Below are 24724 nucleotides of genomic sequence, written 5' to 3'. Positions count from 1 at the left end.
TCATGCCGGTTTTACGTCTACTCAAAGGGAAATGGGGGGGCTTCCTGACACAACCGGACAGGCCACGCTGGGGCTTTATGCGCTATTTGCTGATGTTGCTGTTGAGCTTGCCGATGCTGGCTGGCGCGGTCGAGTTCGACGAGTTCACCCAAAGCCTGCCCTTGGGTCGGGTGATTCAGGTGTTTGAAGACGCGAGTGGTCAGGCAACGATCGCGGATGTCAGCACAGCGGCGATGGCCGGTAGTTTCAAGACCCATGACAAGGCCACCCTCAACGCCGGTTACTCCCGCTCGGCATTCTGGCTGAAAATCCACCTCAGCTACCGTCCCGCCAACCCTTCCATACGACACACCTGGCTGCTGGAGCTGGCCTATCCGCCGCTCGATCATTTGGAACTGTATGTGCCCGATGAAACCGGGGGCTACCGTCTGGCCCGGCGCACCGGCGATGCCTTGCCGTTCGACAGCCGGCAGATTCGCCAGAACAATTACCTGTTCGACCTGAGCTTCGCGCCCTACGAGCAAAAGACCCTGTTCCTGCGCCTGCAGAGCCAGGGCTCGGTCCAGGCGCCGGTGACGCTCTGGTCCAGCACGGCGTACCTGGAAGCGCAGCCGGTGCGCCTGTATGTACTCGGCCTGATCTACGGCGTGCTGCTGGGGATGCTGGTCTACAACCTGTTCATTTACCTGAGCGTGCGCGACACCAGTTACCTCTATTACATCCTCTACATCGCCTCGTTCGGGCTGTACCAACTGTCGGTGAACGGCGCCGCGGTGGAGTACTTCTGGCCGGACAACCCGTGGTGGGCCAACGCGGCAACGCCATTTTTCATTGGCGCGGCGGCCCTGTTCGGCAGCCAGTTCGCCCGCAGTTTCCTGCAGACCGCCAGCCACAGCCGCTGGGTCGATCGCCTGCTGCTGGTGCTGATCCTGTGCAGCACCGTGGTGGTGGCCTTGTCGCTGATGACCAGCTACGCCCTGGCGTTGCGTCTGGCCACGGCCCTGGCGCTGATCTTTACCGTGGTGATCTTCGTCTCCGGCATCGTCGCCTGGTGCCGCGGCATGCGCGTGGCGCGCTACTTCATCATCGCCTGGTCGGCGTTCCTGGTGGGTGGGATCATCAATACCCTGATGGTGCTGGGCTATCTGCCGAACATGTTCCTGACCATGTATTCCAGCCAGATCGGTTCGGCCATCGAGGTGGCGCTGTTGTCGCTGGCCCTGGCCGACCGCATCAACTCGATGCGCGAGCAGCAGGCGCAGACCCTGTTCGATGCCGGGCAGAAGCTCGAAGTGCTCAACCAGCAGCTGGCCCACAGCAACCGGCTCAAGGATGAGTTCCTCGCCACCCTGACCCACGAACTGCGCACGCCGATGAATGGGGTGATCGGTTCCCTGGAGCTGATGCAGACCGTCGATCTCGATCCGGAACTGGAGCAATACCAGCAGACTGCCGCCGGTTCGGCCCGGGACATGATGCGGATGGTCAATGGCATCCTGACCCTGACCGAATTGCAGGCCGGCAAGCTCAGTGCCCAGCACGAGACTTTCAGCCTGCGTTCGCTGCTCGATGCCTTGCTGGGTCAGTTTTGCGCCAACGCCTCGGCCAAGGGGCTGGGCTTCGATGTCGACCTGGCCGCCGGGTTGCCCGATCGGCTGCTGGGCGATCGCGGCAAGTTGAGCCAGTGCCTGGAGTGCCTGCTGGACAATGCCATCAAGTTCACCCGGGTGGGTGGCCTGGTCCTGCGAGTGACTGGCAAGCCAGTGGCAACCGGGCGGGTGGCGATGACCTTCGCGGTAATCGACACCGGCATCGGTTTCGTCAATCTCGATGAGGCCTCGTTGTACCAGCGCTTCTTCCAGCTCGATGGATCGATGACCCGTGAATACGGCGGACTGGGCGTGGGGCTGGCGATCTGTCGGCAACTGGTGGATCTGCTGGGTGGCCAGCTGACCCATGAATCGGAGCCGGGGCGTGGCAGTTGTTTCCGCCTGGAGGTGACCTTCGATGTGGACGGCGAGCAGCCGATGGCGGCCCAGCCGGCGCTGCGGGTCCGCGCCGTCCGGCGCATGCCGCAGGATTGCAGCGTGCTGCTGGTGGACGACAACAGCATCAATCAACTGGTGATCCGCGGCATGTTGCTCAAGCTGGGTTATCAGGTACGCACGGCCGAGAACGCTCGCGGGGCGCTGGCGTTGTTGCGCCGAGAGTCGGTGGATGCGGTATTGCTCGATTGCCAGATCGAGCAGGCCGAGGCGCTCAAGTTGTGCGATCAGGTGCGCGCCATGCCGGGTTGCGCCGGCTTGCCGGTGCTGCTGGTGTCGGCCTCGGCGCATGCTGTGGAGGCTGAGCGCTGCCTGCTCGATTACCTCTCCCGGCCGGTGAAATTCGAGGAGTTGCAAGCTGTTCTGGCGTGTCGGGTGCTGGTCTCGGAACAGGGCGAAAGCGCCGGCATTTAGGCGGGTATGCCACTTTGTTCGGTGGGGAGGGGGTGCTTAACTGAGGTTCTGGCACACCCCTCAAGGAGCCCCGACATGAACCTGCATCAGTTCGCCGAGACCCACGAAGTCACCAACCAGCCACCTTCCCTGGACGGTACCAACCTCTATCGAATCGATCTGCCGTTGCAGGAGTGGGCACGGCGTTTCGGCGCCGGCTGGGCCGAATCGCGGATCGACGCCTACGGTGCCCTGGCCGGTGGGCCGCTGATGGAAGCGGGGTTCCTGGCCAACCAGAACAAGCCGGTGTTCACCAGCCATGACCGTTACGGGCATCGCCTCGACCTGGTGGAGTTTCATCCGGCGTATCACGAGCTGATGCGCACGGCCATCGAGCACGGCCTGACGTCCTTGCCCTGGGCTCATCCGCAATCCGGGGCCCATGTCGCGCGCGCCGCCATGACCTATCTGCACAGCCAGGCCGAGGCCGGCAGCGGTTGCCCGCTGACCATGACCTTCGCCTGTGTGCCGGCGCTGAAGCTGCAGCCGGATCTCGCTGAACAGTGGCTGCCGAAAGTCCTCGCCACTGAATATGACCCGCGCAATGTCGGCATGGCCCACAAGGCCGGCGTCACCATCGGCATGGCGATGACCGAGAAACAAGGCGGTACCGATGTACGCGCCAACACCACCAAGGCGTATCCAGTGGGCGCTACGGGGCCGGGGCAGGCTTATGAATTGGTGGGCCACAAATGGTTCTGTTCGGCGCCGATGTGCGACGCCTTCCTGACCCTGGCCCAGACCGAAAAAGGCCTGACCTGCTTCCTGTTGCCTCGCCATCGTCCGGATGACAGCCGCAACCAGTTCTATATCCAGCGCCTGAAAAACAAGCTCGGCAATTGCTCCAATGCTTCCAGCGAAGTGGAGTTCCGTGGGGCCCTGGCGTGGATGATCGGTGAAGAAGGGCGCGGTGTGCCGACCATCATCGAGATGGTGGCCATGACCCGCTTCGATTGCATGGTCGGCTCCAGCTCGCTGATGCGCCAGGCGCTGACCCAGGCCGCCCATCATTGTGCCCATCGGCTGGTGGGCGGGCGTGTACTCAGCGAGCAACCCTTGATGCAGAACGTACTAGCCGACCTGGCGCTGGAAAGCGAGGCGGCGCTGGCCTTGAGCCTGCGCATGGGCCGCGCGCTGGACAACCTGGATGACCCGCAAGAAGCCATGTTCTCGCGACTGGTGACGGCGGTGGGCAAGTACTGGATCTGCAAGCGGGCCCCGGCAATGATCAACGAGGCCGCCGAGTGCATGGGCGGCGCCGGTTATGTCGAGGAGAGCATCCTGCCGCGGCTGTACCGCGAAGCGCCGGTCAACTCGACCTGGGAGGGTTCCGGCAACGTGCAGTGCCTGGATGTGCTGCGCGCCTTGTCCAAGGAGCCGGGCGTGCTCGATGCGTTGTTCGCCGAGCTGGGCGATGGCCATGGCGACAGGCGCCTGGCCGCGCATATCGCCAACCTGAAAGGCGCCTTCCAGGACACCGACGACATTCAGTACCGCGCCCGCCAGCTGACCGAGGACATCGCCCTGGGCCTGCAGGCCAAGCTGCTGCTGGAAGCCGGCAACGCGGCGGTCAGCGATGCCTTTATCGCCAGTCGCCTGGGTTCGGCGGGAAGGGTCTACGGCACCTTGCCGCGAGGGCTGGATGTGGAGGCGATAGTCGCGCGCTCCACCCCGACAGGCTTCTGACCGGTTTGTTGTAGGGGCGAGCTTGCTCGCGATAAATAGTCCAGGCTACCGATCGGCTGGGGCCTGAAAGATCTTTCGCGAGCAAGCTCGCTCCTACGCATATTCCGCTGTTCCCGTGAGACGGCGTTGCAGGCAAGATGAAGGCCTGCAAGATCAGAACACAGGATGCTTACCGTGACCGAAGCTTTTATTGTCGTTCAAACCGCCGAGCAAGCCGTGGACCGGCTTGCCGCTTTGCATGAGCGGGCCACCACGTCGCTGAGCCAGGCGCTCAAGCGTTACCTCAAGGATCGTGTCGAACCGGACGCCGAACAGCGCGCCCTGTTTCGTTACCCGGAATTGCGCCTGACTTATCTCTGTCAGGGCGAAGTCCCACAGACCACCCGGGCCTACGCCAAGGTCCAGTTGCCGGGTACCTACAGCGTCACGGTCACCCATCCCGCCGCCTTCCGTAAGTACCTGCTGGAACAGCTGGTGCCACTGATGCACGACTTCACCGTGACCGTGGAAGTGGGCGTCAGCGAGCAGAACATTCCGTATCCGTACGTGGTCGAGCAGGGCGATGAACTGGCCGGTTCCGGCGTCACCGCCGCGGTGCTGGCGCGGGTGTTCCCCAGCACCGACCTGTCCGCCGCTACCGATGGCATCGCCGACGGGCTGTACGATTGGGAGAACACCCATCCGCTGCCCCTGGCGCTGTTCGATGCCGCGCGGGTGGATTTCTCCCTGCGCCGCCTGGTGCACTACACCGGCAGCGACTGGCGCCACGTGCAGCCATGGATCCTGCTGACCAACTACCACCGCTATGTCGACCAGTTCATCACCCACGGCCTGGAGCAACTGCGCAGCGATCCGCGGTTCGTGCGCATGGTCCTGCCGGGCAATGTGATCATCGAGAAGGGCATGGATCACGGCGAAGCCTCGTCGATCGCCGCCGGGGTGGTCTGGCACCGCTACCAGATGCCGGCTTATCACCTGCTGGCCAGCGACGGCCACGGTGTGACCCTGGTGAACATCGGCGTCGGCCCGTCCAACGCCAAGAACATTACCGACCACTTGGCGGTATTGCGTCCGCACTGCTGGCTGATGATCGGTCACTGCGGCGGCCTGCGGCAGTCGCAGACCATCGGCGACTACGTGCTGGCCCATGCCTACATGCGTCGCGACGGCATTCTCGATCGCGTGGTGCCGCCGAACATTCCGATTCCGGCCCTGGCCGAAGTGCAGCTGGCGTTGCAGCAGGCCGCCGCCAACGTCACCGGCGAGAAGGGCGACGATCTGAAAAAACGCCTGCGCACCGGCACCGTGCTGACCTACGACGACCGTAACTGGGAGTTGCGTTGGGCCCAGGAGCGTCCGCTGATCAACCTGTCCCGCGCCGTGGCGGTGGACATGGAAAGCGGCACCATAGCCGCCCAGGGGTATCGCCTGCGGGTGCCGTACGGCACCTTGCTGTGTGTCTCGGACAAGCCGCTGCACAGCGAAATCAAGCTGCCGGGTTCGGCCAACGCCTTTTATGAGCGAGCGGTCAGCCAGCACCTGAAGATCGGTATCGCCGCGGTGGATCTGCTGCGCACCGAGCTCAACTCGCTGCACTCGCGCAAGCTGCGCAGCTTCGACGAGCCGCCGTTCCGCTGATCGCGGGATGGTCATTTAACGGTCGGGCCACTAGCATGGTCGGCCCTGACCGTTAGATGTTCTGTTCGCCATGTCTCGTCCTCCTCGTCCCGCTTCCCGCCGCCCTGGCGTGAAGAGCCCTTCGTCGTCTTCCGCGCCGCGCCGAGTTGCCAAAGCGCCACCGGCCGAGCCGAAGCTGATCCTGTTCAACAAACCCTTCGATGTGCTGACCCAGTTCAGCGACGGCGAAGGGCGGGCGACCCTCAAGGACTTTATCGCGATCCCCGGCATCTACCCGGCCGGGCGCCTGGACCGCGACAGCGAAGGTTTGCTGCTGCTGACCAACGACGGCCAGTTGCAGGCGCGCATCGCCGACCCCAGGCACAAGCTGGCCAAGACCTATTGGGTGCAAGTAGAAGGGGAGCCCACGGCCGAGCAATTGCAGCGTCTGCGTGATGGCGTGGAATTGAATGACGGCATGACTCTGCCAGCCGAAGCCCGGCAGCTGGAAGAGCCGCAGCTGTGGCCGCGCAATCCGCCGGTGCGCTTTCGCAAGAGCGTGCCCACCAGTTGGCTGGAATTGATCATTCGTGAAGGGCGCAATCGCCAGGTGCGGCGCATGACCGCGGCCGTGGGGTTGCCGACATTGCGCCTGGTGCGGGTCAGGATCGGCGACTGGACGATCGATGGGCTCGACCAGGGCCAGTGGAAGGAGGTTCCGGCGCGCTTATAAAGCGCCGGATTCGATCAGGCCGATCACCACGCTCTTGATAATGAACGCGGCCACGCCCAGGCCCAGGACGAAGAACAGGATGAACGAGCCGAAGCGTCCGGCCTTGGACTTCTTCGCCAGATCCCAGACGATGAAGGCCATGAAAATGATCAGGATGGTCACCAGGCCGGTCATCATCCACTCTTCGAATACTGCAGGATCCATCGAACATCTCCAGCGCGGGCAAGGCTAAAAGGCGGGGGCGAGTATACGCCAAGGGGCCGCGACCGGGCATTGATCCAGGTGCGCTTCGTCGTCACACCGTTGAGGGGCTCCTACAGATACAGATCAGTTGCGCAGGTGAGTCAGCGGCAGTTCGGTGCTGTTGAGCACCTGGTTGAGCACGAAGCTGGAGCGCACGCTGGTCACGCCTTCGATGCGGGTCAGATGGCCGAGCAGCAGTTTCTGGTAGTGATCCATGTCCGGCACCACCACCTTGAGCTGGTAGTCGGCGTCCATCCCGGTCACCAGGCTGCATTCGAGGACCTGCGGCAGGCTGCGGATCGCCGCCTCGAAGTTCTCGAAACGCTCGGGGGTGTGGCGGTCCATGCCGATCAGCACGTAGGCGGTCAGGCTCAGGCCGAGCATCTTGCGGTCCAGCAGGGCGACCTGGCGGGAAATGTAGCCGTCATCTTCCAGTTGCTTGACCCGACGCGAACACGGCGAAGGCGACAGGCCGATACGTTCGGCCAGTTCCTGATTGGAGATGCGGGCGTCGCGCTGCAATTCCGCCAAAATGCTGAGGTCGTATCGGTCGAGTTTGCTCATGGAACAGGCCTTTTTAATAACTATTGCGCAATATTATCTATCCTGAGTTAAAAATTGCGCAAGTCATGTTTGTTGGAGCAATCTTCGCAATCCTCTGTCGGCGCCCCAGGCCTATTCTTATCACCAGAATCACTGCCCGGACATAGAGTCCACTGCGGCCCGCCGAATCAGGCCTGCCGCGGCCGCCAATCCCACAGGGTTGAGCCGGCCCCCGGGCTACACACTGTCCAGAAGACGGCGTGAGGTGAGCCGGCGCCATAAGCGTCGAGCACGGACGAAATTCTCAAAGGGGGACCGACGGGTCCCCCTTTTTTATTGCCTGCGCGCCAGGAAATATCCCGCGGCGCCTCAATAAATAAGTGTTGCGACTGATAACCTGTGGCAGAACCGGCCTGGGCTTTTCCAGTCTTATCTACAGGCCCCCATCCGTAGTGAGGAATAGCATGAAATCGCGCATCTGGCGTTTGGCAGGTGTTGGTTTGCTGTGTGTGAGCGTCAGTGCGCAGGTGCTCGCCGATGACCGCGATAACCGCAATGACGGTCGCGGTGGCTCCGATGGCGGCCAGCACGGTGGCGAGGGGCACCCGGGCAGGGGGCAGGGGCGTGGCGAAAACCAGCCGCCGCGCCCGCAGACTGAAATCATTCGCGGCGACAACAGCCAGCAGTTCGAGCGCAACGTCGAGAACGGGCGCTGGCAGAACCACGGGCCGAATGATCAAGAGCGGGGACGACCGGCACAGCCGTCCGCCAACCTGCCGATCCAGGGCCGCCCCGATACCGTCCGCCAGACCCAGGAACCGCGCCAGGGTTATTACCAGGACATCCCGCGCCGCAACGACTACAACCCGCATTGGCAGGCCGGCGGGCCGGGCTCGCGTCCCTACGACTATCGCTGGCCGGGCCGTCCGGAGGGTCGTGGCAATGGCTGGGGGCCAGGCCCGCAATATCGGCCGGGTTATGTGATCGATCGTTTTCCGGACCGCCATTACCGTGTGCCTTATCGCGGCCGGGACTATTACTTCTCCGGTGGCTATTGGTACCGCCCAGAGGGGCCGCGTTACGTTGTGGTGCGCCCACCCTACGGGATTCGCGTGGCCTACCTGCCGGACTACGCGCGCGAGGTGTGGATCGGCAGCGCGCTGTTCTTCCTGGCCGCGGGCGCCTACTACAGCTACGAGGCCAGTACCCAGCAGTACGTAGTGGTCGAGCCGCCGGTGGCCAGCCCGCCGCCGCAGGCCGGCAATGATTACAACGTGCTGGCCTACCCGGTCAGCGGGCAGAGCCCGCAGCAGATCAATCAGGACCGCTACGACTGTTATCGTTGGGCGGTGCAGCAGAGCGGCTTCGACCCGGCGGCGATGACCTATCCCCCGGCACCGCAGGTGGTCCAGACCTACCGCCAGGCCCAGGGCGGTTGCCTGAGCTCGCGCGGCTATCAGGTGACTTACTGAGCCCGGGCGGCGAGCACCGCTTCCTGCGGGTCGGCGTGCACCAGCACCTCGGCCCGCGGATAGGCCGTATGGATCGCCTCGGCGGCCTGATCGCTGATGCCGTGGGCCACCGACAGGGTCAGTTCCCCCGGTAATTCCAGATGCAGTTGCACGAACCAGTGGTTGCCGGAAATCCGCGTGCGCAGGTCATGGGCGCCGAGTACCCCGGGCACGGCGCATACCAGCTCCAGCATGTGCTGGCTGACCTCGGACGGCAGTTCCTCATCCATCAGCACCGCCACACTTTCACGAGCGATCTGGATCGCGCTCCACAGGATGTAGATGGCAATCGCCAGGCCGAACCAGGCGTCCAATTGCTGCCAGCCGAAACTGGCCAGCACCAGCGCCAGCAGGATGCTGCCATTGAGCAACAGGTCGGAGCGATAGTGCAGCGAGTCGGCGCGTACCGCGGTGGAGCCGGTTTCGCGGATCACCCGGTATTGCACCATCAGCAGCGCCACGGTCAGCGCCAGCGACAACAGCATCACGCCGATACCGATCCAGGGCGCGCCCAGCGGTTCGGGGTTCTGCAGGCGTTCGACGGCCTGTACCCCGATCAGCACCGCGCTCACTGCAATGAACAGCGCTTGGGCCATGCCCGACAGCGATTCGGCCTTGCCGTGGCCGTAGCGGTGGTCTTCGTCGGCCGGGCGCAGGGCATAATGCACGGCCAGCAGGTTGAGGAACGACGCGGCGCCATCGAGCAGCGAGTCGGTGAGGCCGGCCAGCAGGCTGACCGAGCCACTCAGCCACCAGGCGATGGCCTTGGCCACGATCAGGATACTGGCCACCGCCAGCGAGGCGCGGGTGGCCAGGCGCAACAGGCGTGCGTGTTCCGGGCTACTGCTCATACAAGGCTTGTTCCTTCAAGAAACGCGAGGGTCAGGCTGCCGGTTGCAGACCGTACAGGGCCAGCTGCTGCGCGCTGCCCTTGTGCTGGATCAGGCGTGGATCGTCCAGAGGGAAGCTGCGGCCCAGCTCGCTTTCGAGGATAGCCTGCAACTTGTGGTTATCGACCTGGCCGTCGGCGCCTATGGCTTGCTGCAGCTTGTGCGGGTCGACCTGCGCGGTCTTGCCCGGTTCCAGGTAGATGGCGCCGGTGGCGAAGTCGACGCCAAAGGCGATCAGCCCCGGGATCACATAAAACAGCAGGCCCACGGCGTCGAGCACGGCTACCAGCGGGTCGATCTTGCCGTCGATCTGGCCGCGCCGGTCGGGGAAGAAGATCGAGCCGCAGGCGGTGAGCTGAGTCAGCAGGGTGGCAACCAGGACGCCACCGATGATGCGGAAAGGAATACGCATGTAAATCTCCTGAACAGACACGAAAGAGCAAGGCTGAAGCGTTGCCGGTATGAATTCAGACCGTGATTAACGCCAGGCAGTTCGCCGTTATACTCGCGCCTCTGTTTGGGAGCCAGTATGAATTCTTTGCCAATTGATGAAGTTTTACCCGCCCTGCGTGAAGCCCTGGCGACACGCCACGAGGCCGTGCTCGAAGCACCGCCCGGCGCCGGTAAGACCACCCGCGTGCCTTTGGCCCTGTTGAACGAACCCTGGCTGGCCGGACAACGCATTCTCATGCTCGAACCACGGCGCCTGGCGGCGCGGGCGGCGGCCGAACGGCTGGCCAGCGAACTGGGGGAAAAGGTCGGCGAAACCGTGGGCTACCGCATCCGTCTGGATAGCAAGGTCGGCCCGAACACCCGCATCGAGGTGGTTACCGAGGGGATCCTGACCCGCCGCCTGCAAGACGATCCGGCGCTGGAAGGCGTCGGCTTGCTGATCTTCGACGAATTCCACGAGCGCAGCCTCGACGCCGATCTGGCCCTGGCCTTGAGCCTCAATGGCCGCGATCTGTTTCGCGATGAGCAGCCGCTGAAAATCCTCCTGATGTCGGCGACCCTGGAAGGCGAGCGCCTGGCGGGGCTGCTGGACGACGCACCGATCCTGCGCAGCGAAGGCCGCATGTTCCCGGTCGATGTGCGCTGGGGGCGGCTCTTCCAGCCGGGCGAGTTCATCGAGCCGCGGCTGGTGCAGACCGTTCTTGAAGCGCTGAACGATGAGAGCGGTAGCGTCCTGGTGTTCTTGCCGGGGCAGGCCGAGATCCGCCGGGTGCACCAGCAGTTGGCCGACGCCCTGGGTGAGCGCCCGGAGATTCTGCTCTGTCCGCTGCACGGTGAACTGGACCTGGCGGCGCAGCGCGCGGCCATCGAACCGGCCCCGCCGGGCAAGCGCAAAGTGGTGCTGGCGACCAATATCGCCGAGACCAGCCTGACCATCGACGGTGTGCGTGTGGTGGTCGATGCCGGGCTGGCGCGGGTGCCGCGTTTCGACCCGGGCAGCGGCATGACCCGTCTCGACACCCAGCGTATTTCCCGGGCCAGCGCCACCCAGCGCGCCGGTCGGGCCGGGCGCCTGGAGCCGGGCGTGTGCTATCGCCTGTGGTCCCAGGACCAGCATGAACAGTTGGCGGCCTATGGCAGCGCGGAGATTCTCCAGGCGGACCTGGCGGGCCTGGCCCTGCAACTGGCCCGCTGGGGTGTGGCACCGGCGCAACTGGTGTGGCTGGATGTGCCGCCCGGTGCGGCCTATGCCCAGGCCCAGGACTTGCTCGAACGCCTCGGAGCGCTGACGGCCAAGGCTGGCGAGGACTGCAAGCTGACGCCCCATGGCCAGGCAATGGCCGAGTTGCCGGCCCATCCGCGCATTGCCCATCTGCTGTTGCGCGGCCAGGCCCTGGGGCTGGCGAACATGGCCTGCGATGTCGCCGCCTTGCTCGGCGAGCGCGACATCCTGCGTGGCGGCGGTGCCGACCTGCATAGCCGCCTGGTGCTGCTGTCCGGCGAAGAGCGCGTGGCCCGTGGCGCCCAGGGCGGGGTCCAGCGGGCTCGGCAACTGGCCCGGCAATATCGTGGTTATCTGCGCGGACAACCAAGCCAGGCGGTGGCGGACCCGGATCACCCGCGCTGGCTGGGCGCCTTGCTGGCGCTGGCCTATCCGGATCGGGTCGCCCAGCAACGTCGTCCCGGCGGCGCCGAATACCGGCTGGCCAACGGCCGCGCGGCGCTGTTCAGCGAGACCGACAGCCTGATGAAGCAACCCTGGCTGGTGATCGCCGACCTGGGCAGTCGCCAGGGGCAGCGGGAAGAGCGCATCTACCTGGCGGCGGATTTCGACCCGGCGCTGTTCGACTCGGTCCTGGCCGAGCAGGTGCGCTGCGTCGATCAGCTTGACTGGGACGAGCGCGAAGGGGTGTTGCGTGCCGAGCGCCAGCGCAAGGTCGGCGAACTGGTGCTCAGCCGCGAGCCGCTGACCGGCCTGGACGAGGCGGCGCGCTGCCAGGCACTGGTCAATCTGGTGCGGCGCAAGGGCCTGGAACTGTTGCCCTGGACCCCGGAGCTGCGCCAGTGGCAGGCCCGGGTGGCCTTGTTGCGCCAGCTCGATCTAGAGGCCAAGGGCGAAAGCCAGTGGCCGGATGTCAGTGACGCGGCGCTGCTCAAGAGCCTGGAAAGCTGGCTGCTGCCGTACCTGGGCAAGGTTTCGCGCCTCAGCCACTTCGCCAACCTGGAACTGGCCAGCATTGTCCACAGCCTGCTGCCCTGGCCGTTGCCGCAGCGCCTGGACGAGCTGGCGCCGCACCACCTGACGGTGCCGTCCGGCTCGTCGATCCGCCTTGATTACAGTGAGCAACCACCGATTCTCGCGGTGCGCTTGCAGGAGTTGTTCGGCCTGGCAGAGACACCGCGGATCGCTGGCGGCCGGCAGGTGGTCAAGCTGCATCTGCTGTCCCCGGCGCGGCGGCCGGTGCAGGTCACCCAGGACCTGGCGAACTTCTGGCGCAGCACCTACGCCGAGGTGAAGAAGGACCTCAAGGGCCGTTACCCGAAACACTACTGGCCGGACGACCCGCTGGTGGCCGAAGCCACGGCCCGCGCCAAACCGCGCAAGTAACCCAGTGTGTAGCCGCTGCCGCAGGCTGCGATAGGTCCGCAGGACCTTTAGCGCCAGTGCCGACGCCAGCGACCGTTCCGGCCGATCGGCGGCAGCGGCTACGGTGCGGCGGGCAGCAGGAAGCGGGCGATCAGTGGCAGGTGGTCGGAGATGCGCAGGGTGTCGTCCTGCCGGACCTGGGCCTCGACCCGCTTGAGCCGCGGGCTGTGGAACAGGTAGTCGACGGTGCGATCCGGGCCGCTCAGGGCCGGGTCGTTGGGGTAGTGGGTCAGCCACAGGGCGCGGTCGATGCCGCTGGCCTCGTTGTTGGTGGGAATCATCGGGTACTTGTCCCAGAGCGTGTGCAGCGCGCTGTCGGCGGAGTAGGGCGTGCGTTGCTCGGGGGCGAGCCGTTGGTACTGGCCCAGGGGCAGCAGGTTGAAGTCGCCGCCGATCAGCCAGGGCGTGCCACGGGCTTCGAAGCGGTCGAGGATCCTGGTGACCGCGTTCACCTGGGCTTGCAGGGTGTCGTCGGGTTTCGTCGCGCGCTCCAGATGGGTGTTGAGCACCGCCATCTGCCCGCCGTCGCTTAACGGCAGGTAACTCACCAGCACGGCGTTTTTCGGCTGGAACTGGCGGCTGAGGAGATTGGCCTCGGGCACCGGCAATTGCAGGCGTTCGGCGTGTTCGATGTGGTAGCGGCTCAAAGTCGCCAGCTGCCGGCCGACGCTGCCGAAGATGTGTGGGGAGGGTACGAAGTCGGCCTTCCAGTCGAAGGCCTGTGTGCTGCACGGATACAGGTCGGTCAGGCGTTCCTGCAGCAGCTTGAGCTGGTCCTGGTAGTCGCTGGCCTTGGCGCCGTCGTCCAGCTCCTGCACCAGCACGATGTCCGGCTGTTCATCGCGAATCACCCGGGCCACTTCGTCCAGGCTGAAGGCCATGTCTTCCGGGGTCGGGCGCTCGTCCGGCCCCCGGGCCTGGTCGTTCCAGAACACGTAGCGCTTGCCCGCCAGGTACTGCACGTTCCAGGTCATCACCTTCAGCGCCTGGCCCGGCACCAGGCTGGGCACCTTGCCGGTGCAGGCGACCGGCAGCGACTCCTTGGCGTCGGGGCGCCAGGTCAGGCTGTAGACCAGGGCTGACAACAGGCCTGCGCTGATCAGCAGGCCCAGGAGGATGAAGCGAAATAGACGGGGCATCGGCTCGGCTTATGGCGTTGCTGGATTGAGCCCGAGCATAACCGAGAGCGGGACCGCGGCCCAAGGGGTAGAGCGGTCGGCCCCCGGGGTCATTGCTGGTCAGGCGAGTCGCCGATCAGCATGAACAGGCGGAATACCACCACGCTGGTGAACAACTGCAGGAAGCTGTGGGCGCTTTCGATCAGCAGCGACAGCATCGGACCCGGCTCGGGGTAGGCCGCCAGGCTGGCGCCCTTGAGTACCCACAGCGGGGCCATCACGGCCAGGATGCAGACCAGGATCCGCAGGAAGTGCCCACGGGTCAGGCGGAAGCTTTCCTTGATCGCGGCCAGCGGTTGCAGGCCCTTGAGCACCAGCAGGTATTCGGCGAAGGCCAGGGTCACCATCAGCCACAGCCCGGGCAGGAAATACAGCGACAGGCCCAGCAGGATCAGCAGGGTATTGATGGCGGTCAGCAAGGCAAAGCGCGGCCACAGGCTGACGGTCGCGGCGAGCAGGTCGCGGGCCAATGGTGATTCGCCACGGCTGCGGGCATCGAGAAACAGGATCAGTACCCCGGTGTAGAGCGGGTAGATCAACAGGCCGACGATCACGCTGTAGCCGGGAAAGGCCTCGGGGCCCAGCGAGCTGTCGACCGCCTGCTGTAGCAGCGCTTCGAGGACCACCAGCGGCAGGCACAGTTGGACGATACGGCCCAGGTTGCGCTGGCAGAAGTACAGGGAGTCGCGCAGAACGGTTAACGGATTCATCAGTGGTTATCGCAGATCACAAAAAGCGGTTGGACACTTTAACCGATGCAGCCCCGGGGCGAGCAAACGTAAACGTTAGGTAAAGGCCATTGAAAGCTCGCTGGGCAGCCCCATTACTGGTTGCACCTTGTGCATGACGACAAGGCCCCGTTTTTTACCGGCAATCTAAAGAGGTCGCCATGAACAGCGAAGAGCAAACCCTGATCGATGGACTGTTTTCACGGTTGCAGCAAGCCGAGAAGGATTCAGCCCCGCGCGACGCCCAGGCCGAGGCGCGGATCAAGGAGCATCTGACCCGGCAGCCTGCCGCCGGGTATTTCATGACCCAGGCGATTCTGGTGCAAGAGGCGGCAATCAAGAGCCTCGACGAGCAGAACAAACAACTCACCCAGCAAGTCCAGCAACTGCAGGCCGAGTTGCAGCAGGCCAGATCCCAGGCCGCGGCGCCGACGCCCAGCAGCGGTGGCGGCTTCCTTTCGAGCATCTTCGGCAGCGGTTCCCGCGATCCGCAGCCGGCGCCGACGCAAAGCGCTCCGGCCTCGTCCGGCGGTGGCTGGCGCGAACCGGCGCGGCCGGCGTTCAACCCGCAGCCGCAGCAGAACTACCCGCAACAGAGCTATCCCCAGCAAAACTATGCCGCGCCACCCCAGCAGGCTCCGGCCGCGGCTGGCAGCAGCTTCCTCGGCGGCGCGCTGAAAACCGCCGCCGGCGTGGCGGGTGGCGTGATGCTGGCGCAAGGCCTCAGCAGCCTGTTCCACGGCAACCAGCAGCCGCAGGAAATCGTCGAAGTGATCAAGGAAGAACCGGCGCCCGCCAGCGACAACGCGGGTGGCTGGGGCAATGACGAGCAGCGTATGGCCAACAACGACTCCTGGGGCAACAACGACCAGGGTGGTTTCAGCGATGCCGACTACGGCAACGACGACAGCTCGTTCTTTTCCGACGACGATTCCTTCGTCTGATCCGCCATCGGTCCGGAACGCAACAGCGTCCCGGACCGATTATTCGCGGAACCTTCCTTCTGGCTGGCATACTGGGCGACTTTTCAGGGTTTGAGTCCCGGCCCAGTTCGCGCGCGTGAGCGCCATGAGGATAAGCGGTGAAAAAAATCGCTGTGTTCGCCGATGTCCAGAATCTCTATTACACCGTGCGCCAGGCCTATGGCTGCCACTTCAACTATGCCGCCCTGTGGGCCGATATCAGCCAGCAGGGGCAGATAGTCGAGGCCTACGCCTATGCGATCGACCGGGGCGACAGCAAGCAGCAGCAGTTCCAGCAGATCCTGCGCAACCTGGGCTTCACGGTAAAACTCAAACCCTATATCCAGCGCAGCGACGGCTCGGCCAAGGGCGACTGGGACGTGGGTATCACCATCGACATCATGGACGCCGCCGCCCATGTCGACGAAGTGGTGCTGGCTTCCGGTGATGGCGATTTCGACCTGTTGCTCGAGCGCATCATCAGCAAGCATGGCGTCGAAGCGGTGGCCTATGGCGTGCCGGGGCTGACCGCCAATTCGCTGATTCGCGCGGCCACGCGCTACGTGCCGATCGAAGGCGCGCTACTGCTCAAAAGCTGAGCTGACTATTTTTTGTACGGAGCTGGACAGGTTTGGAACGCATCGCAGTCATCGACTTTGAAACCACCGGGATCTCCCCGAGCAGCAGTTGCCGGGCCACGGAAATCGCCGTGGTGATCCTTGAGCAGGGGCGCATCGTCGAGCGTTACCAGAGCCTGATGAACGCCGGCGTGCGGGTGCCGGCCTTCATCGAACAACTGACCGGCATCAGCAACGCCATGCTGCGCGGCGCGCCGCCGGCCGAGCAGGTGATGAACGAGGTCAACGAGTTCGTCGGCACCACGCCGCTGCTGGCGCACAACGCAGCGTTCGACCAGAAGTTCTGGGACTACGAACTCGGCCGGATCAAGCGCACCCGCTTGCAGAACTTCGCCTGTTCCCTGTTGCTGGCCCGACGGCTGATGCCGGCGGCGCCCAACCACAAGCTCGGCACCCTCACCAGTTTCGCCAGCCTGCCCCATACCGGCCAGGCTCACCGGGCCATGGCCGATGCGGAAATGGCCGCCAACCTTACCGCCCACCTGGAGCTGGAGCTGCGACAGAAACACGGGCTGCGCGAGCTGTCCCACGATTTCTTGTGCAAATTGCAGAAAGTGCCGGCCGCCAAGATCGGCGAACACCTCAAGCGCCATCGCGACACCTGACTCCTGTAGCCGCTGCCGAAGGCTGCGATCGGCTCCGAAGGAGACGCGCTCTTGAGTGCCTCGGAAGGCTCTTCGAGCCTTATCGCAGCCTGCGGCAGCGGCTACAGTCGCGCTGGCTGGGTTCACTTGCCGTTGCTCTCCAGATGCCCCAGCGGCACGCGCTGTTCGATGGCGCTGGAGAGCACGATCGAGGTCTTGCTGAACCCGTACTTCGCCACCCGGTTGATCAGCTCTTCCAGCTCCGGCATCGAGCCGACGGCGGCGCGCATGATCACGCACGGATCGCCGGTGACCCGCTGGCATTCGGTGAGTTGCGGGATCCGGCTCAGTTCGTCATAGGCCTTCTGATTACCGTGCTGGGCCATGCGCAGTTCGATCACGCACTGGATCGGCAGCCCGAGCTTGGCCAGGTCGACCTTGGCCTGGTAACCGGTGATCACTCCGCTGGCTTCGAGTTTGGCCACCCGTTCGGCCACGGCGGGGGCGGAGAGGTTCACCTTGCGCGCCAGCTCGGCGTAGCTCGCCCGGCCATTTTCCAGCAGGGCGGCGAGGAGCATGCGGTCATATTTATCCATGATAAGGCTCCCAAACTCAGCGACTTTCGAAAGCATGGTTTATAGCCAGAATCTCCATGTTTTGAAAAGTGTACCGATGCTTTAAACAGGTTTTGTAACTTAAGTTCCGCCGGCCGGCTTTCTAGAATAACCCTCTCCCTCGTCCTGTCTTCGAGCTTCCCATGCCTGGCCTACGCCGTTTCCCCTTGCCCCTGATTGCCGCCTTTTTTGCGTTGTACGTGATCTGGGGGTCGACCTACCTGGTGATCCGTATCGGTGTCGAATACTGGCCGCCGCTGATGCTCGCCGGCATCCGTTTCGTTATCGCCGGCAGCCTGATGTACGGCTTCCTGCGTTGGCGCGGGGCGCCGGCGCCGACCTGGGCGCAGTGGCGGGCGGCGGGGGTGATCGGCATCCTGCTGTTGAGCTGCGGTAATGGCGCGGTCACTGTCGCCGAACACATGGGCGTGGCGTCCGGAGTGGCGGCCCTGGCGGTGGCCACGGTGCCGCTGTTCACCCTGCTGTGCGGTTACTTCTGGGGCGCGCGCAACACTCGCCTGGAATGGGCGGGGATCGTCCTCGGGCTGATCGGCATCGCCATGCTCAACCTCGGCTCCAACCTGCAGTCGAGCCCGACCGGCGCGGCCTTGCTGGTGTTCGCGGCGGCGGCCTGGGCCTTCGGTTCGGTGTGGAGCAAGCACCTGCCGTTGCCGCAAGGGGCGATGGCCAGTGCCGTCGAGATGCTGGTGGGCGGCGTGGTGCTGCTGATCGGCAGCTGGTTGAGCGGCGAGCAACTGGCCGCCGTTCCGCCGATCGAAGGCTGGGCAGCCCTGGCGTACCTGATCGGCTTCGGCTCGATCATCGCCTTCAACGCCTACATGTACTTGCTCAAGCATGTGCGTCCGGCGGCGGCCACCAGCTATGCCTACGTCAACCCGGCGGTAGCGGTGCTGCTGGGGATTGTGTTTGTCGGCGAGACCATCGGCCTGGAGGAGGCGCTGGCGATGGTGGTGATCATCAGTGCCGTGGTGTTGATCGGCCTGCCGCAGTGGCGCAAGCCAAAAGCCACCGCAATACAGGAAGAAGCCACCGCTTGAAATGGCCTGTTGGCGCATGATCAAAAACGCCGGGCATTGCCCGGCGTTTTTTGTTCCAGCCTGTCGTACTCAGTCCGGGTTGGACAGCATCACCAGCGCTAGCAGCACCAGGACGAAGACCAGCATGAACAGCAGGCTGATCCCGGCGACGCGCCACAACGAGAAGAAAGGCCCCTTGCTGAGTTTGTGTTCGATGACGACCGGACCGAAGAGCTGGCGTGCGTAGGTGTTCATCGCAAAAATCGGTGGCAGTACGAAGACCACGGCTGGAACGCTTTCCGGCAGCACCGCGCCCAGCACCATCATCAGGATGAGCAGGCCGATACCGATGTACCAGGCCTTCTTCACTTCGCTTTCACGGCCGAGCGCCTTGAGGTTGGCGGCGATCATGTAGGACCCCGCCACGGAAGTGCCGAGGAAGGTGGCAAGGCCGACAGCGTTGATGCTGTACAGGCGCAATGGCGCAGTCGCTGCCGGGGTCTGCAATTCGGCGGTCGGTGTCTGGAAGGGGTTGGGTGTATCCATACAGGTCAGGCTCCTGGATCTTCAAAGGTGCGATAGGGAAAAAGGGGCTGAATTCTCCTCCCGTACCTCAAGGCGCGTCCACCCGCATTCTTCATGCCCGCCAGCTGGCGACCTGTTGCGGGACAACTCGTCAGCCCAAAGAAACCCGCCTGAATTAGGGTAAACTGCCGCCCATTGCACACCTGCGCTGACAATCTCCCTACGGTATCCCCATGACATTCGCCACTCTTGGCCTGATCGAACCCTTGCTGCGCGCCCTCGAAACGCTTGGCTACCAGACCCCGACACCGGTGCAGGCGCAAGCCATTCCGGCGGTTCTGGGCGGTCGCGACCTGATGGCCGCGGCCCAGACCGGCACCGGCAAGACCGCCGGCTTCGCCTTGCCGCTGTTGCAGTTGCTGGCCATGGAAGGGCCGAAAGTCTCCGCCAACTCGGTGCGCGCCCTGATTCTGGTGCCGACCCGCGAACTGGCCGAACAGGTGCACGAAGCGGTGCGCCAGTACGCCGAGAACCTGCCGCTGCGCACTTACGCGGTGTACGGCGGCGTCAGCATCAATCCGCAAATGATGAAGCTGCGCGGCGGCGTTGACCTGCTGGTGGCCACGCCGGGCCGCCTGCTCGATCTGTTTCGCCAGAACGCGCTGAAGTTCAACCAGTTGCAGACCCTGGTGCTGGACGAAGCCGACCGCATGCTCGACCTGGGTTTTTCCGAAGAGCTGGCGAACATTTATCGCGCCCTGCCAAAAAAGCGTCAGACCCTGCTGTTCTCCGCGACCTTCTCCGATGACATCCGCCTGCTGGCCGGGCAGATGCTCAACGACCCGCTGAGCATCGAAGTCAGCCCGCGCAACGTTGCCGCCAACACCGTCAAGCAATGGGTGGTGACGGTGGACAAGAAGCGCAAGCCGGAGCTGTTCAGCCACCTGCTGCGCAAGAACCGCTGGAAGCAGGTGCTGGTGTTCGCCAAGACCCGCAACGGCGTGGACGCGCTGGTGGAAAGGCTGCAGGGCCAGGGCGTGAACGCCGACGGCATCCATGGCGACAAGCCCCAGGCTACTCGCCAGCGGGCGCTGGACCGCTTCAAGGCCAGCGAGATCCAGATCCTGGTGGCCACCGATGTCGCGGCCCGTGGCCTGGACATCGAGGACTTGCCGCTGGTGGTCAACTTCGACCTGCCGATCGTCGCCGAGGATTACATCCACCGCATCGGCCGCACCGGCCGCGCCGGCTCCACCGGTGAGGCGATCTCGCTGGTGTGCGCCGATGAAGTGAACCTGCTGTCGGCCATCGAGATGCTGACCCGCCAGACCCTCAAGCGTCATGACGAACCGGACTTCATTCCGGAGCACCGGGTGCCGGAAACCGACGCCAGCGGCCAGGTGATCAAGAAGCCGAAAAAGCCGAAGAAACCCAAGACTTCCGGCGGTGGCGGCAAGCGCAACCTGGGCAAGTGGGTGGACAGCGGCGAAGTGGCCGAAGCCCCGGCGGTGAAACCGGTGCGCAAGGTGCCGGCGTTCAACACCGGGCCGCGCAAGCGCAAGCCGTAAGCCAGAGGCCAACACCGCCCCTGTAGCCGCTGGCGCAGCCTGCGATCGAGGACGCAGTCCTCGTAAAACCAAACGACCCGGTTCTCCTGGAGAAGCCGGGGCGTTTGCTTTGGCGGCCGCTGCGCGGCCGTTCGCAGCCTCGCTTCGCTCGGCAGCGGCTACAGGGCGTAGGCCGGGTTCAGGCCTTTTCCCGCAACCACTCGAGCATCCCCAACCCGGCTGCCCGCCCGCTGGCGAAACACGCGGTGAGCAGGTAGCCGCCGGTGGGCGCCTCCCAGTCGAGCATCTCCCCGGCGCAGAACACGCCGGGCAATTGCTTGAGCATCAGGCGTTGATCCATGGCCTCGAACGTCACGCCGCCAGCGCTGCTGATGGCTTCGTCCAGGGGGCGGGTTTTCACCAGGGTCAGCGGCAGGGCCTTGATCGCCCTGGCCAGCAGCGCCGGGTCGGCGAAGCAGTCGGCGCTGATCAGTTCACGCAAGAGCGCGGCTTTTAACCCCTCGATGCCCACCTGGCTGTGCAGGTGCTTGGCCATGGAGCGCGAGCCCCGTGGCTTGCTCAGCGCGGCCTGGATCCGGTCATGGGGTTTGCCCGGCAACAGGTCGATATGCACCGTGGCGGTGCCGTGCTTGTTGATTGCCTCGCGAATCGGCGCCGACAACGCGTAGATCAGGCTGCCCTCGATCCCGGTGGTGGTGATCACGCACTCGCCGAGGCGGGGTATGTCGTCGTTCAGGCCAATGGCCACGTTCTTCAGCGGGGCACCGGCGAACTTGCTGCGCAGCAGATCGCTCCAGTCCTGCACCTCGAACCCGCAGTTGCTCGGTTGCAGGGGCGCCAGTTGCACGCCGCGCTGCTCCAGCGGCAGCATCCAGGCGCCATCCGAACCCAGGCGCGACCAGCTGCCGCCACCCAGCGCGAGCAACAGGGCGTCGGCCTGAACCGATTTCTCGCCTTCCGGGCTGTGGATGCGCAGGCTGCCATCGACATTCCAGCCGAGCCAGCGATGGCGGGTGTGGATAACCACGCCGGCATCGCGCAGGCGCTTGAGCCAGACGCGCAGCAACGGCGCGGCTTTCATGTCGGTGGGGAACACCCGGCCCGAGCTGCCGACGAACGTCTCGATGCCCAGGCCGTGAATCCATTGGCACAACGCCTCGCTGCCGAACTCGCGCAACAGCGGGGCCATCTGTGGGGCCCGTTCGGCATAACGCGAGAGGAAGGCCGGGTAGGCCTCGGAATGGGTGATGTTCATGCCGCCGACCCCGGCCAGCAGGAACTTGCGGCCTACCGATGGCATGCCGTCGTAGAGATCGACGCGCAGGCCCGCCAGGCTCAGCACCTCGGCCGCCATCAGGCCGGCAGGGCCGCCACCGATAATGGCGACGTGATGGGGCAGGGTGGTGCGGGATAAGGTCATGGCGGGCGGCGGCGTGGCGGAATAAGCCAGGCATTCTACCCGAGGCAGGCCCGTCGCCAATGCTCCATGCGTCCCGCAGCGGCTTATGCAGGGGTTTGATCAAAAAACGTTCAGTGCTCTGCAGGGCCTGTACGGCATGGGCTGCAGAGGCTTGCGCTCAGGTTATCCACAAGCCGCTCCACAGAGATTGGGGGTAAGGCGCCCACAATTTCATGACCGCCTGATGAAGGTTTTTGTAGCCGCTGCCGCAGGCTGCGCAAGGTCCGCAGGACCTCCAGCGCCAGTGCCGCCGCCAGCGACCGTTCCGGTCGATCGCAGCCTGCGGCAGCGGCTACAGGTGTTGGTCGAAAAATGAGCAGCGGGCTGGAAGGCTTGTATTGCCTGGCGTGCAGCGGCTTACGCGCAGGTTATCCACAAGCGGCTCCACAGCGGTTGGGGGTAAGACGCCCATATTTTGATGACCATCTGATGACGCGACCGGCCCCCATTTCTGTAGCCGCTGCCGCAGGCTGCGCAAGGTCCGCAGGACCTCCAGCGCGAGTGCCGACGCCAGCGACCGTTCCGGTCGATCGCCGCCTGCGGCAGCGGCTACAGGTGTTGGTCGAAAAATGAGCAGCGGGCTGGAAGGCTTGTATTGCCTGGCGTGCAGCGGCTTACGCGCAGGTTATCCACAAGCGGCTCCACAGCGGTTGGGGGTAAGACGCCCATATTTTGATGACCATCTGATGACGCGACCGGCCCCCGTTTCCGTAGCCGCTGCCGCAGGCTGCGACAGGTCCGCAGGACCTCCAGCGCGAGTGCCGACGCCAGCGACCGTTCCGATCGATCGCAGCCTGCGGCAGCGGCTACAGGTGTTGGTCGAAAAATGAGCAGTGGGCTGGAAGGCTTGTATTGCCTGACGTGCAGCGGCTTACGCGCAGGTTATCCACAAGCGGCTCCACAGCGGTTGGGGGTAAGACGCCCATCTTTTGATGACAACCTGATGATGCGGCGGCACTGATTTTTCAATGGCAACCCAATGACGTCCACACCCGTTGTGCGCTGTGGTGGAGGATGCCGTGGCGCCGGGCCAGGGCCTGGCGGTCCTTGCTGTAGCCGCCGCCGATCACCCCGAGCACCGGGATGTCGCGGCCCAGGCAATGGCGCATCACCTGTTCGTCGCGGGCGGCGACGCCCTGGTCGGTCAGCTTCAGGTAACCCAGGGCATCGTCCTGGTGCACATCCACCCCGGCGTCGTACAGCACCAGGTCCGGCTGGTACAGCGGCAGCAGGTAATTGAGCGCATCGTCGACCACCTTCAGGTAGTCGGCGTCGCCCATGCCCATCGGCAGGGGGATGTCCCAGTCGCTGGTGGCCTTGCGCGCCGGGAAGTTTTTTTCGCAGTGCAGCGAGACAGTCACGGCGTCCGGGGTATGTTCGAGAATCCGCGCGGTGCCGTCGCCCTGGTGCACGTCGCAGTCGAAGATCAGCACCCGGCCGACCCGACCGGCTTCCAGCAGGTAATGGCTGATCACCGCCAGGTCGTTGAAGATGCAGAAGCCCGCCGGGTGGTCGTAGTGGGCGTGATGGGTACCGCCTGCCAGGTGACAGGCCAGGCCATGCTCCAGGGCCTGTTCGGCGGCCAGCAACGAGCCGCCGACGGCGCGCACGGTGCGCCGGGCCAGGGCTTCGTTCCAGGGCAGGCCGAGGCGCCGCTGGTCTTCCCGCGACAACTCGCCGGCCATATAGCGTTCGATATACCCAGGGTCGTGGGCCAGGGCGAGAATTTCCCTGGGGCATAGTTCCGGGCGCAACAGGTCGGCATCGCGGGTCAGGCCGCTGTCCACCAGGTGGTCGCGCAGCAGGCGAAACTTGTCCATGGGGAAGCGGTGCTCCGCCGGGAACTCAGGGCTGTAGTCGTCGTGGTAGATCAGCGGCAGTGGCATGGCAATTTCATGTAGGAATCCGAAAAGGATCCTACCAGCGATGTAGACTGGCACGCATGGAAATGGAGGGGACGATGGAGCCGATACTGCAACTCGAAAGTGCTCGACTGCTGTTGCGCCAGTGGCGCGACGAGGATTTGCCGGCGTTCGCGGCGATGTGTGCCGACCCGCAGGTGATGCGTTATTTTCCGGCCCCCCTGAGCCGCCTGGAAAGTGCTGCGCTGATCGGGCGGATCCGTGGGCATTTCGCCGAGCACGGTTTTGGCACGTGGGCGCTGGAGCGCAAGGATACCGGGGCCTTTATCGGTTTTACCGGGCTGGGCGTGGTGGGCTTCGAGGCGCCGTTCACCCCGGCGGTGGAAATCGGCTGGCGCCTGGCGCGCGAGCACTGGGGCCTGGGTTATGCCAGCGAAGCGGCCTGGACCGCGTTGCGCTGTGGCTTCGATCGCCTGGCCCTGAAGGAGATCGTTGCCTTCACCACCACCAGCAACCTGCCGTCGCAGAAAGTCATGCAGGCCATCGGCATGCAACACGCTGCGCACGACGATTTCGATCACCCAAAGCTCGGCAGCGAGCATCCGCTGCGTCATCATGTGCTGTATCGCATCAACCGCGAACAATGGTTGGAAACCTTGCATGGATAGCAGGTCGGGGGCATCTGGAGTGTGCCCATGTGTATGAACCCGATTGAATCGACCGCAGCAGCGAAGACTGCGCGGCATTG

22 protein-coding genes are annotated in these 24724 nt (G+C 64.5%); 12 read left to right on the top strand and 10 right to left on the bottom strand.

Annotation, left to right across the window (positions count from 1 at the left end):
• Positions 1-77: 77 nt before the first annotated feature.
• From C4K27_RS27175 to C4K27_RS27160, 4 genes are all read left to right on the top strand, one after another.
• Complete coding sequence (locus tag C4K27_RS27175) at positions 78-2459, top strand: hybrid sensor histidine kinase/response regulator (RefSeq protein ID WP_053262788.1); 2382 nt, start codon at positions 78-80, stop codon at positions 2457-2459.
• A gap of 75 nt (positions 2460-2534) precedes the next feature.
• On the top strand, positions 2535-4184 hold the full coding sequence (locus tag C4K27_RS27170; protein ID WP_007927066.1) for an acyl-CoA dehydrogenase family protein: 1650 nt from the start codon (positions 2535-2537) through the stop codon (positions 4182-4184).
• A gap of 165 nt (positions 4185-4349) precedes the next feature.
• Positions 4350-5822 carry an AMP nucleosidase gene (gene amn, locus C4K27_RS27165; protein ID WP_162235144.1) on the top strand — a complete coding sequence of 491 codons (1473 nt, stop codon included), beginning with the start codon at positions 4350-4352 and terminating at the stop codon, positions 5820-5822.
• Between the two features lie 70 nt (positions 5823-5892).
• Complete coding sequence (locus C4K27_RS27160; protein WP_053262786.1) at positions 5893-6534, top strand: pseudouridine synthase; 642 nt, start codon at positions 5893-5895, stop codon at positions 6532-6534.
• Here C4K27_RS27160 and C4K27_RS27155 read toward each other — a convergent pair.
• Together C4K27_RS27155 and C4K27_RS27150 are read right to left on the bottom strand one after the other, a co-directional pair.
• Positions 6529-6738, bottom strand: a complete 210-nt coding sequence (locus tag C4K27_RS27155) for a DUF2788 domain-containing protein (RefSeq protein ID WP_007927060.1) — start codon at positions 6736-6738, stop codon at positions 6529-6531. The genes C4K27_RS27160 and C4K27_RS27155 overlap by 6 nt on opposite strands.
• A gap of 123 nt (positions 6739-6861) precedes the next feature.
• On the bottom strand, positions 6862-7341 hold the full coding sequence (locus C4K27_RS27150) for an Lrp/AsnC family transcriptional regulator (protein WP_009045772.1): 480 nt from the start codon (positions 7339-7341) through the stop codon (positions 6862-6864).
• A gap of 443 nt (positions 7342-7784) precedes the next feature.
• On the opposite strand from C4K27_RS27150, the gene C4K27_RS27145 reads away from it, so the two are divergent.
• Positions 7785-8792 (top strand): DUF6515 family protein, encoded by a 1008-nt coding sequence (locus C4K27_RS27145; protein ID WP_053262785.1) that lies wholly within the window; start codon positions 7785-7787, stop codon positions 8790-8792.
• Here the strand turns inward: C4K27_RS27145 and C4K27_RS27140 are convergent.
• A complete protein-coding gene (locus tag C4K27_RS27140) occupies positions 8786-9682 on the bottom strand; it encodes a cation diffusion facilitator family transporter (protein WP_053262784.1) in 897 nt (298 codons plus the stop codon). The genes C4K27_RS27145 and C4K27_RS27140 overlap by 7 nt on opposite strands.
• 31 nt (positions 9683-9713) lie before the next feature.
• Complete coding sequence (locus C4K27_RS27135) at positions 9714-10133, bottom strand: periplasmic Zn2+ metallochaperone PmcY (protein ID WP_007927053.1); 420 nt, start codon at positions 10131-10133, stop codon at positions 9714-9716.
• 117 nt (positions 10134-10250) lie between these two features.
• Here C4K27_RS27135 and hrpB point away from each other — a divergent pair, with 117 nt between their 5' ends.
• The gene (gene hrpB, locus C4K27_RS27130; protein WP_053262783.1) at positions 10251-12782 is read left to right on the top strand and encodes an ATP-dependent helicase HrpB; all 2532 of its coding nucleotides are present in this window, start codon (positions 10251-10253) and stop codon (positions 12780-12782) included.
• A 98-nt stretch (positions 12783-12880) separates the two neighbouring features.
• Here the strand turns inward: hrpB and C4K27_RS27125 are convergent, their stop codons facing one another.
• Both C4K27_RS27125 and C4K27_RS27120 read right to left on the bottom strand, forming a co-directional pair.
• Complete coding sequence (locus C4K27_RS27125) at positions 12881-13960, bottom strand: endonuclease/exonuclease/phosphatase family protein (RefSeq protein WP_053262782.1); 1080 nt, start codon at positions 13958-13960, stop codon at positions 12881-12883.
• A gap of 89 nt (positions 13961-14049) precedes the next feature.
• Positions 14050-14709, bottom strand: a complete 660-nt coding sequence (locus C4K27_RS27120) for a DUF7847 domain-containing protein (protein ID WP_007929142.1) — start codon at positions 14707-14709, stop codon at positions 14050-14052.
• Positions 14710-14888: 179 nt separating this feature from the next.
• On the opposite strand from C4K27_RS27120, the gene C4K27_RS27115 reads away from it, so the two are divergent.
• From C4K27_RS27115 to C4K27_RS27105, 3 genes are all read left to right on the top strand, one after another.
• Complete coding sequence (locus tag C4K27_RS27115; protein ID WP_053262781.1) at positions 14889-15671, top strand: DUF2076 domain-containing protein; 783 nt, start codon at positions 14889-14891, stop codon at positions 15669-15671.
• Between the two features lie 137 nt (positions 15672-15808).
• Positions 15809-16288, top strand: coding sequence for an NYN domain-containing protein (locus C4K27_RS27110; RefSeq protein ID WP_007929138.1), 480 nt, complete (start codon positions 15809-15811; stop codon positions 16286-16288).
• Positions 16289-16320: 32 nt separating this feature from the next.
• Positions 16321-16932 (top strand): 3'-5' exonuclease, encoded by a 612-nt coding sequence (locus tag C4K27_RS27105; RefSeq protein ID WP_053262780.1) that lies wholly within the window; start codon positions 16321-16323, stop codon positions 16930-16932.
• 122 nt (positions 16933-17054) lie between these two features.
• Here the strand turns inward: C4K27_RS27105 and C4K27_RS27100 are convergent, their stop codons facing one another.
• The gene (locus tag C4K27_RS27100; RefSeq protein WP_007930752.1) at positions 17055-17507 is read right to left on the bottom strand and encodes an Lrp/AsnC family transcriptional regulator; all 453 of its coding nucleotides are present in this window, start codon (positions 17505-17507) and stop codon (positions 17055-17057) included.
• 161 nt (positions 17508-17668) lie between these two features.
• On the opposite strand from C4K27_RS27100, the gene yedA reads away from it, so the two are divergent.
• Complete coding sequence (gene yedA / locus C4K27_RS27095; RefSeq protein WP_007930753.1) at positions 17669-18583, top strand: drug/metabolite exporter YedA; 915 nt, start codon at positions 17669-17671, stop codon at positions 18581-18583.
• Between the two features lie 69 nt (positions 18584-18652).
• Here the strand turns inward: yedA and C4K27_RS27090 are convergent, their stop codons facing one another.
• Complete coding sequence (locus C4K27_RS27090; protein ID WP_053262779.1) at positions 18653-19108, bottom strand: hypothetical protein; 456 nt, start codon at positions 19106-19108, stop codon at positions 18653-18655.
• A 212-nt stretch (positions 19109-19320) separates the two neighbouring features.
• Between C4K27_RS27090 and C4K27_RS27085 the strand changes: the two genes are divergently transcribed.
• Complete coding sequence (locus C4K27_RS27085; RefSeq protein WP_007930755.1) at positions 19321-20655, top strand: RNA helicase RhlE1; 1335 nt, start codon at positions 19321-19323, stop codon at positions 20653-20655.
• Positions 20656-20833: 178 nt separating this feature from the next.
• Here C4K27_RS27085 and C4K27_RS27080 read toward each other — a convergent pair whose 3' ends face one another.
• Positions 20834-22075 (bottom strand): TIGR03862 family flavoprotein, encoded by a 1242-nt coding sequence (locus C4K27_RS27080; RefSeq protein ID WP_053262778.1) that lies wholly within the window; start codon positions 22073-22075, stop codon positions 20834-20836.
• A gap of 1004 nt (positions 22076-23079) precedes the next feature.
• Entirely contained in the window at positions 23080-24000 is a 921-nt protein-coding gene (locus C4K27_RS27075) for a histone deacetylase family protein (RefSeq protein ID WP_053262777.1), read from the bottom strand.
• 74 nt (positions 24001-24074) lie between these two features.
• Between C4K27_RS27075 and C4K27_RS27070 the strand changes: the two genes are divergently transcribed.
• Complete coding sequence (locus tag C4K27_RS27070) at positions 24075-24644, top strand: GNAT family N-acetyltransferase (RefSeq protein ID WP_007928906.1); 570 nt, start codon at positions 24075-24077, stop codon at positions 24642-24644.
• Positions 24645-24724: the final 80 nt, after the last annotated feature.

Origin of the sequence: Pseudomonas chlororaphis subsp. chlororaphis, assembly GCF_003945765.1 — a bacterium.
GTDB classification, from domain to species: domain Bacteria; phylum Pseudomonadota; class Gammaproteobacteria; order Pseudomonadales; family Pseudomonadaceae; genus Aquipseudomonas; species Aquipseudomonas chlororaphis.
Note: the sequence above shows the minus strand (reverse complement) of the source record. Positions and strands in the feature narration are given on the sequence as shown.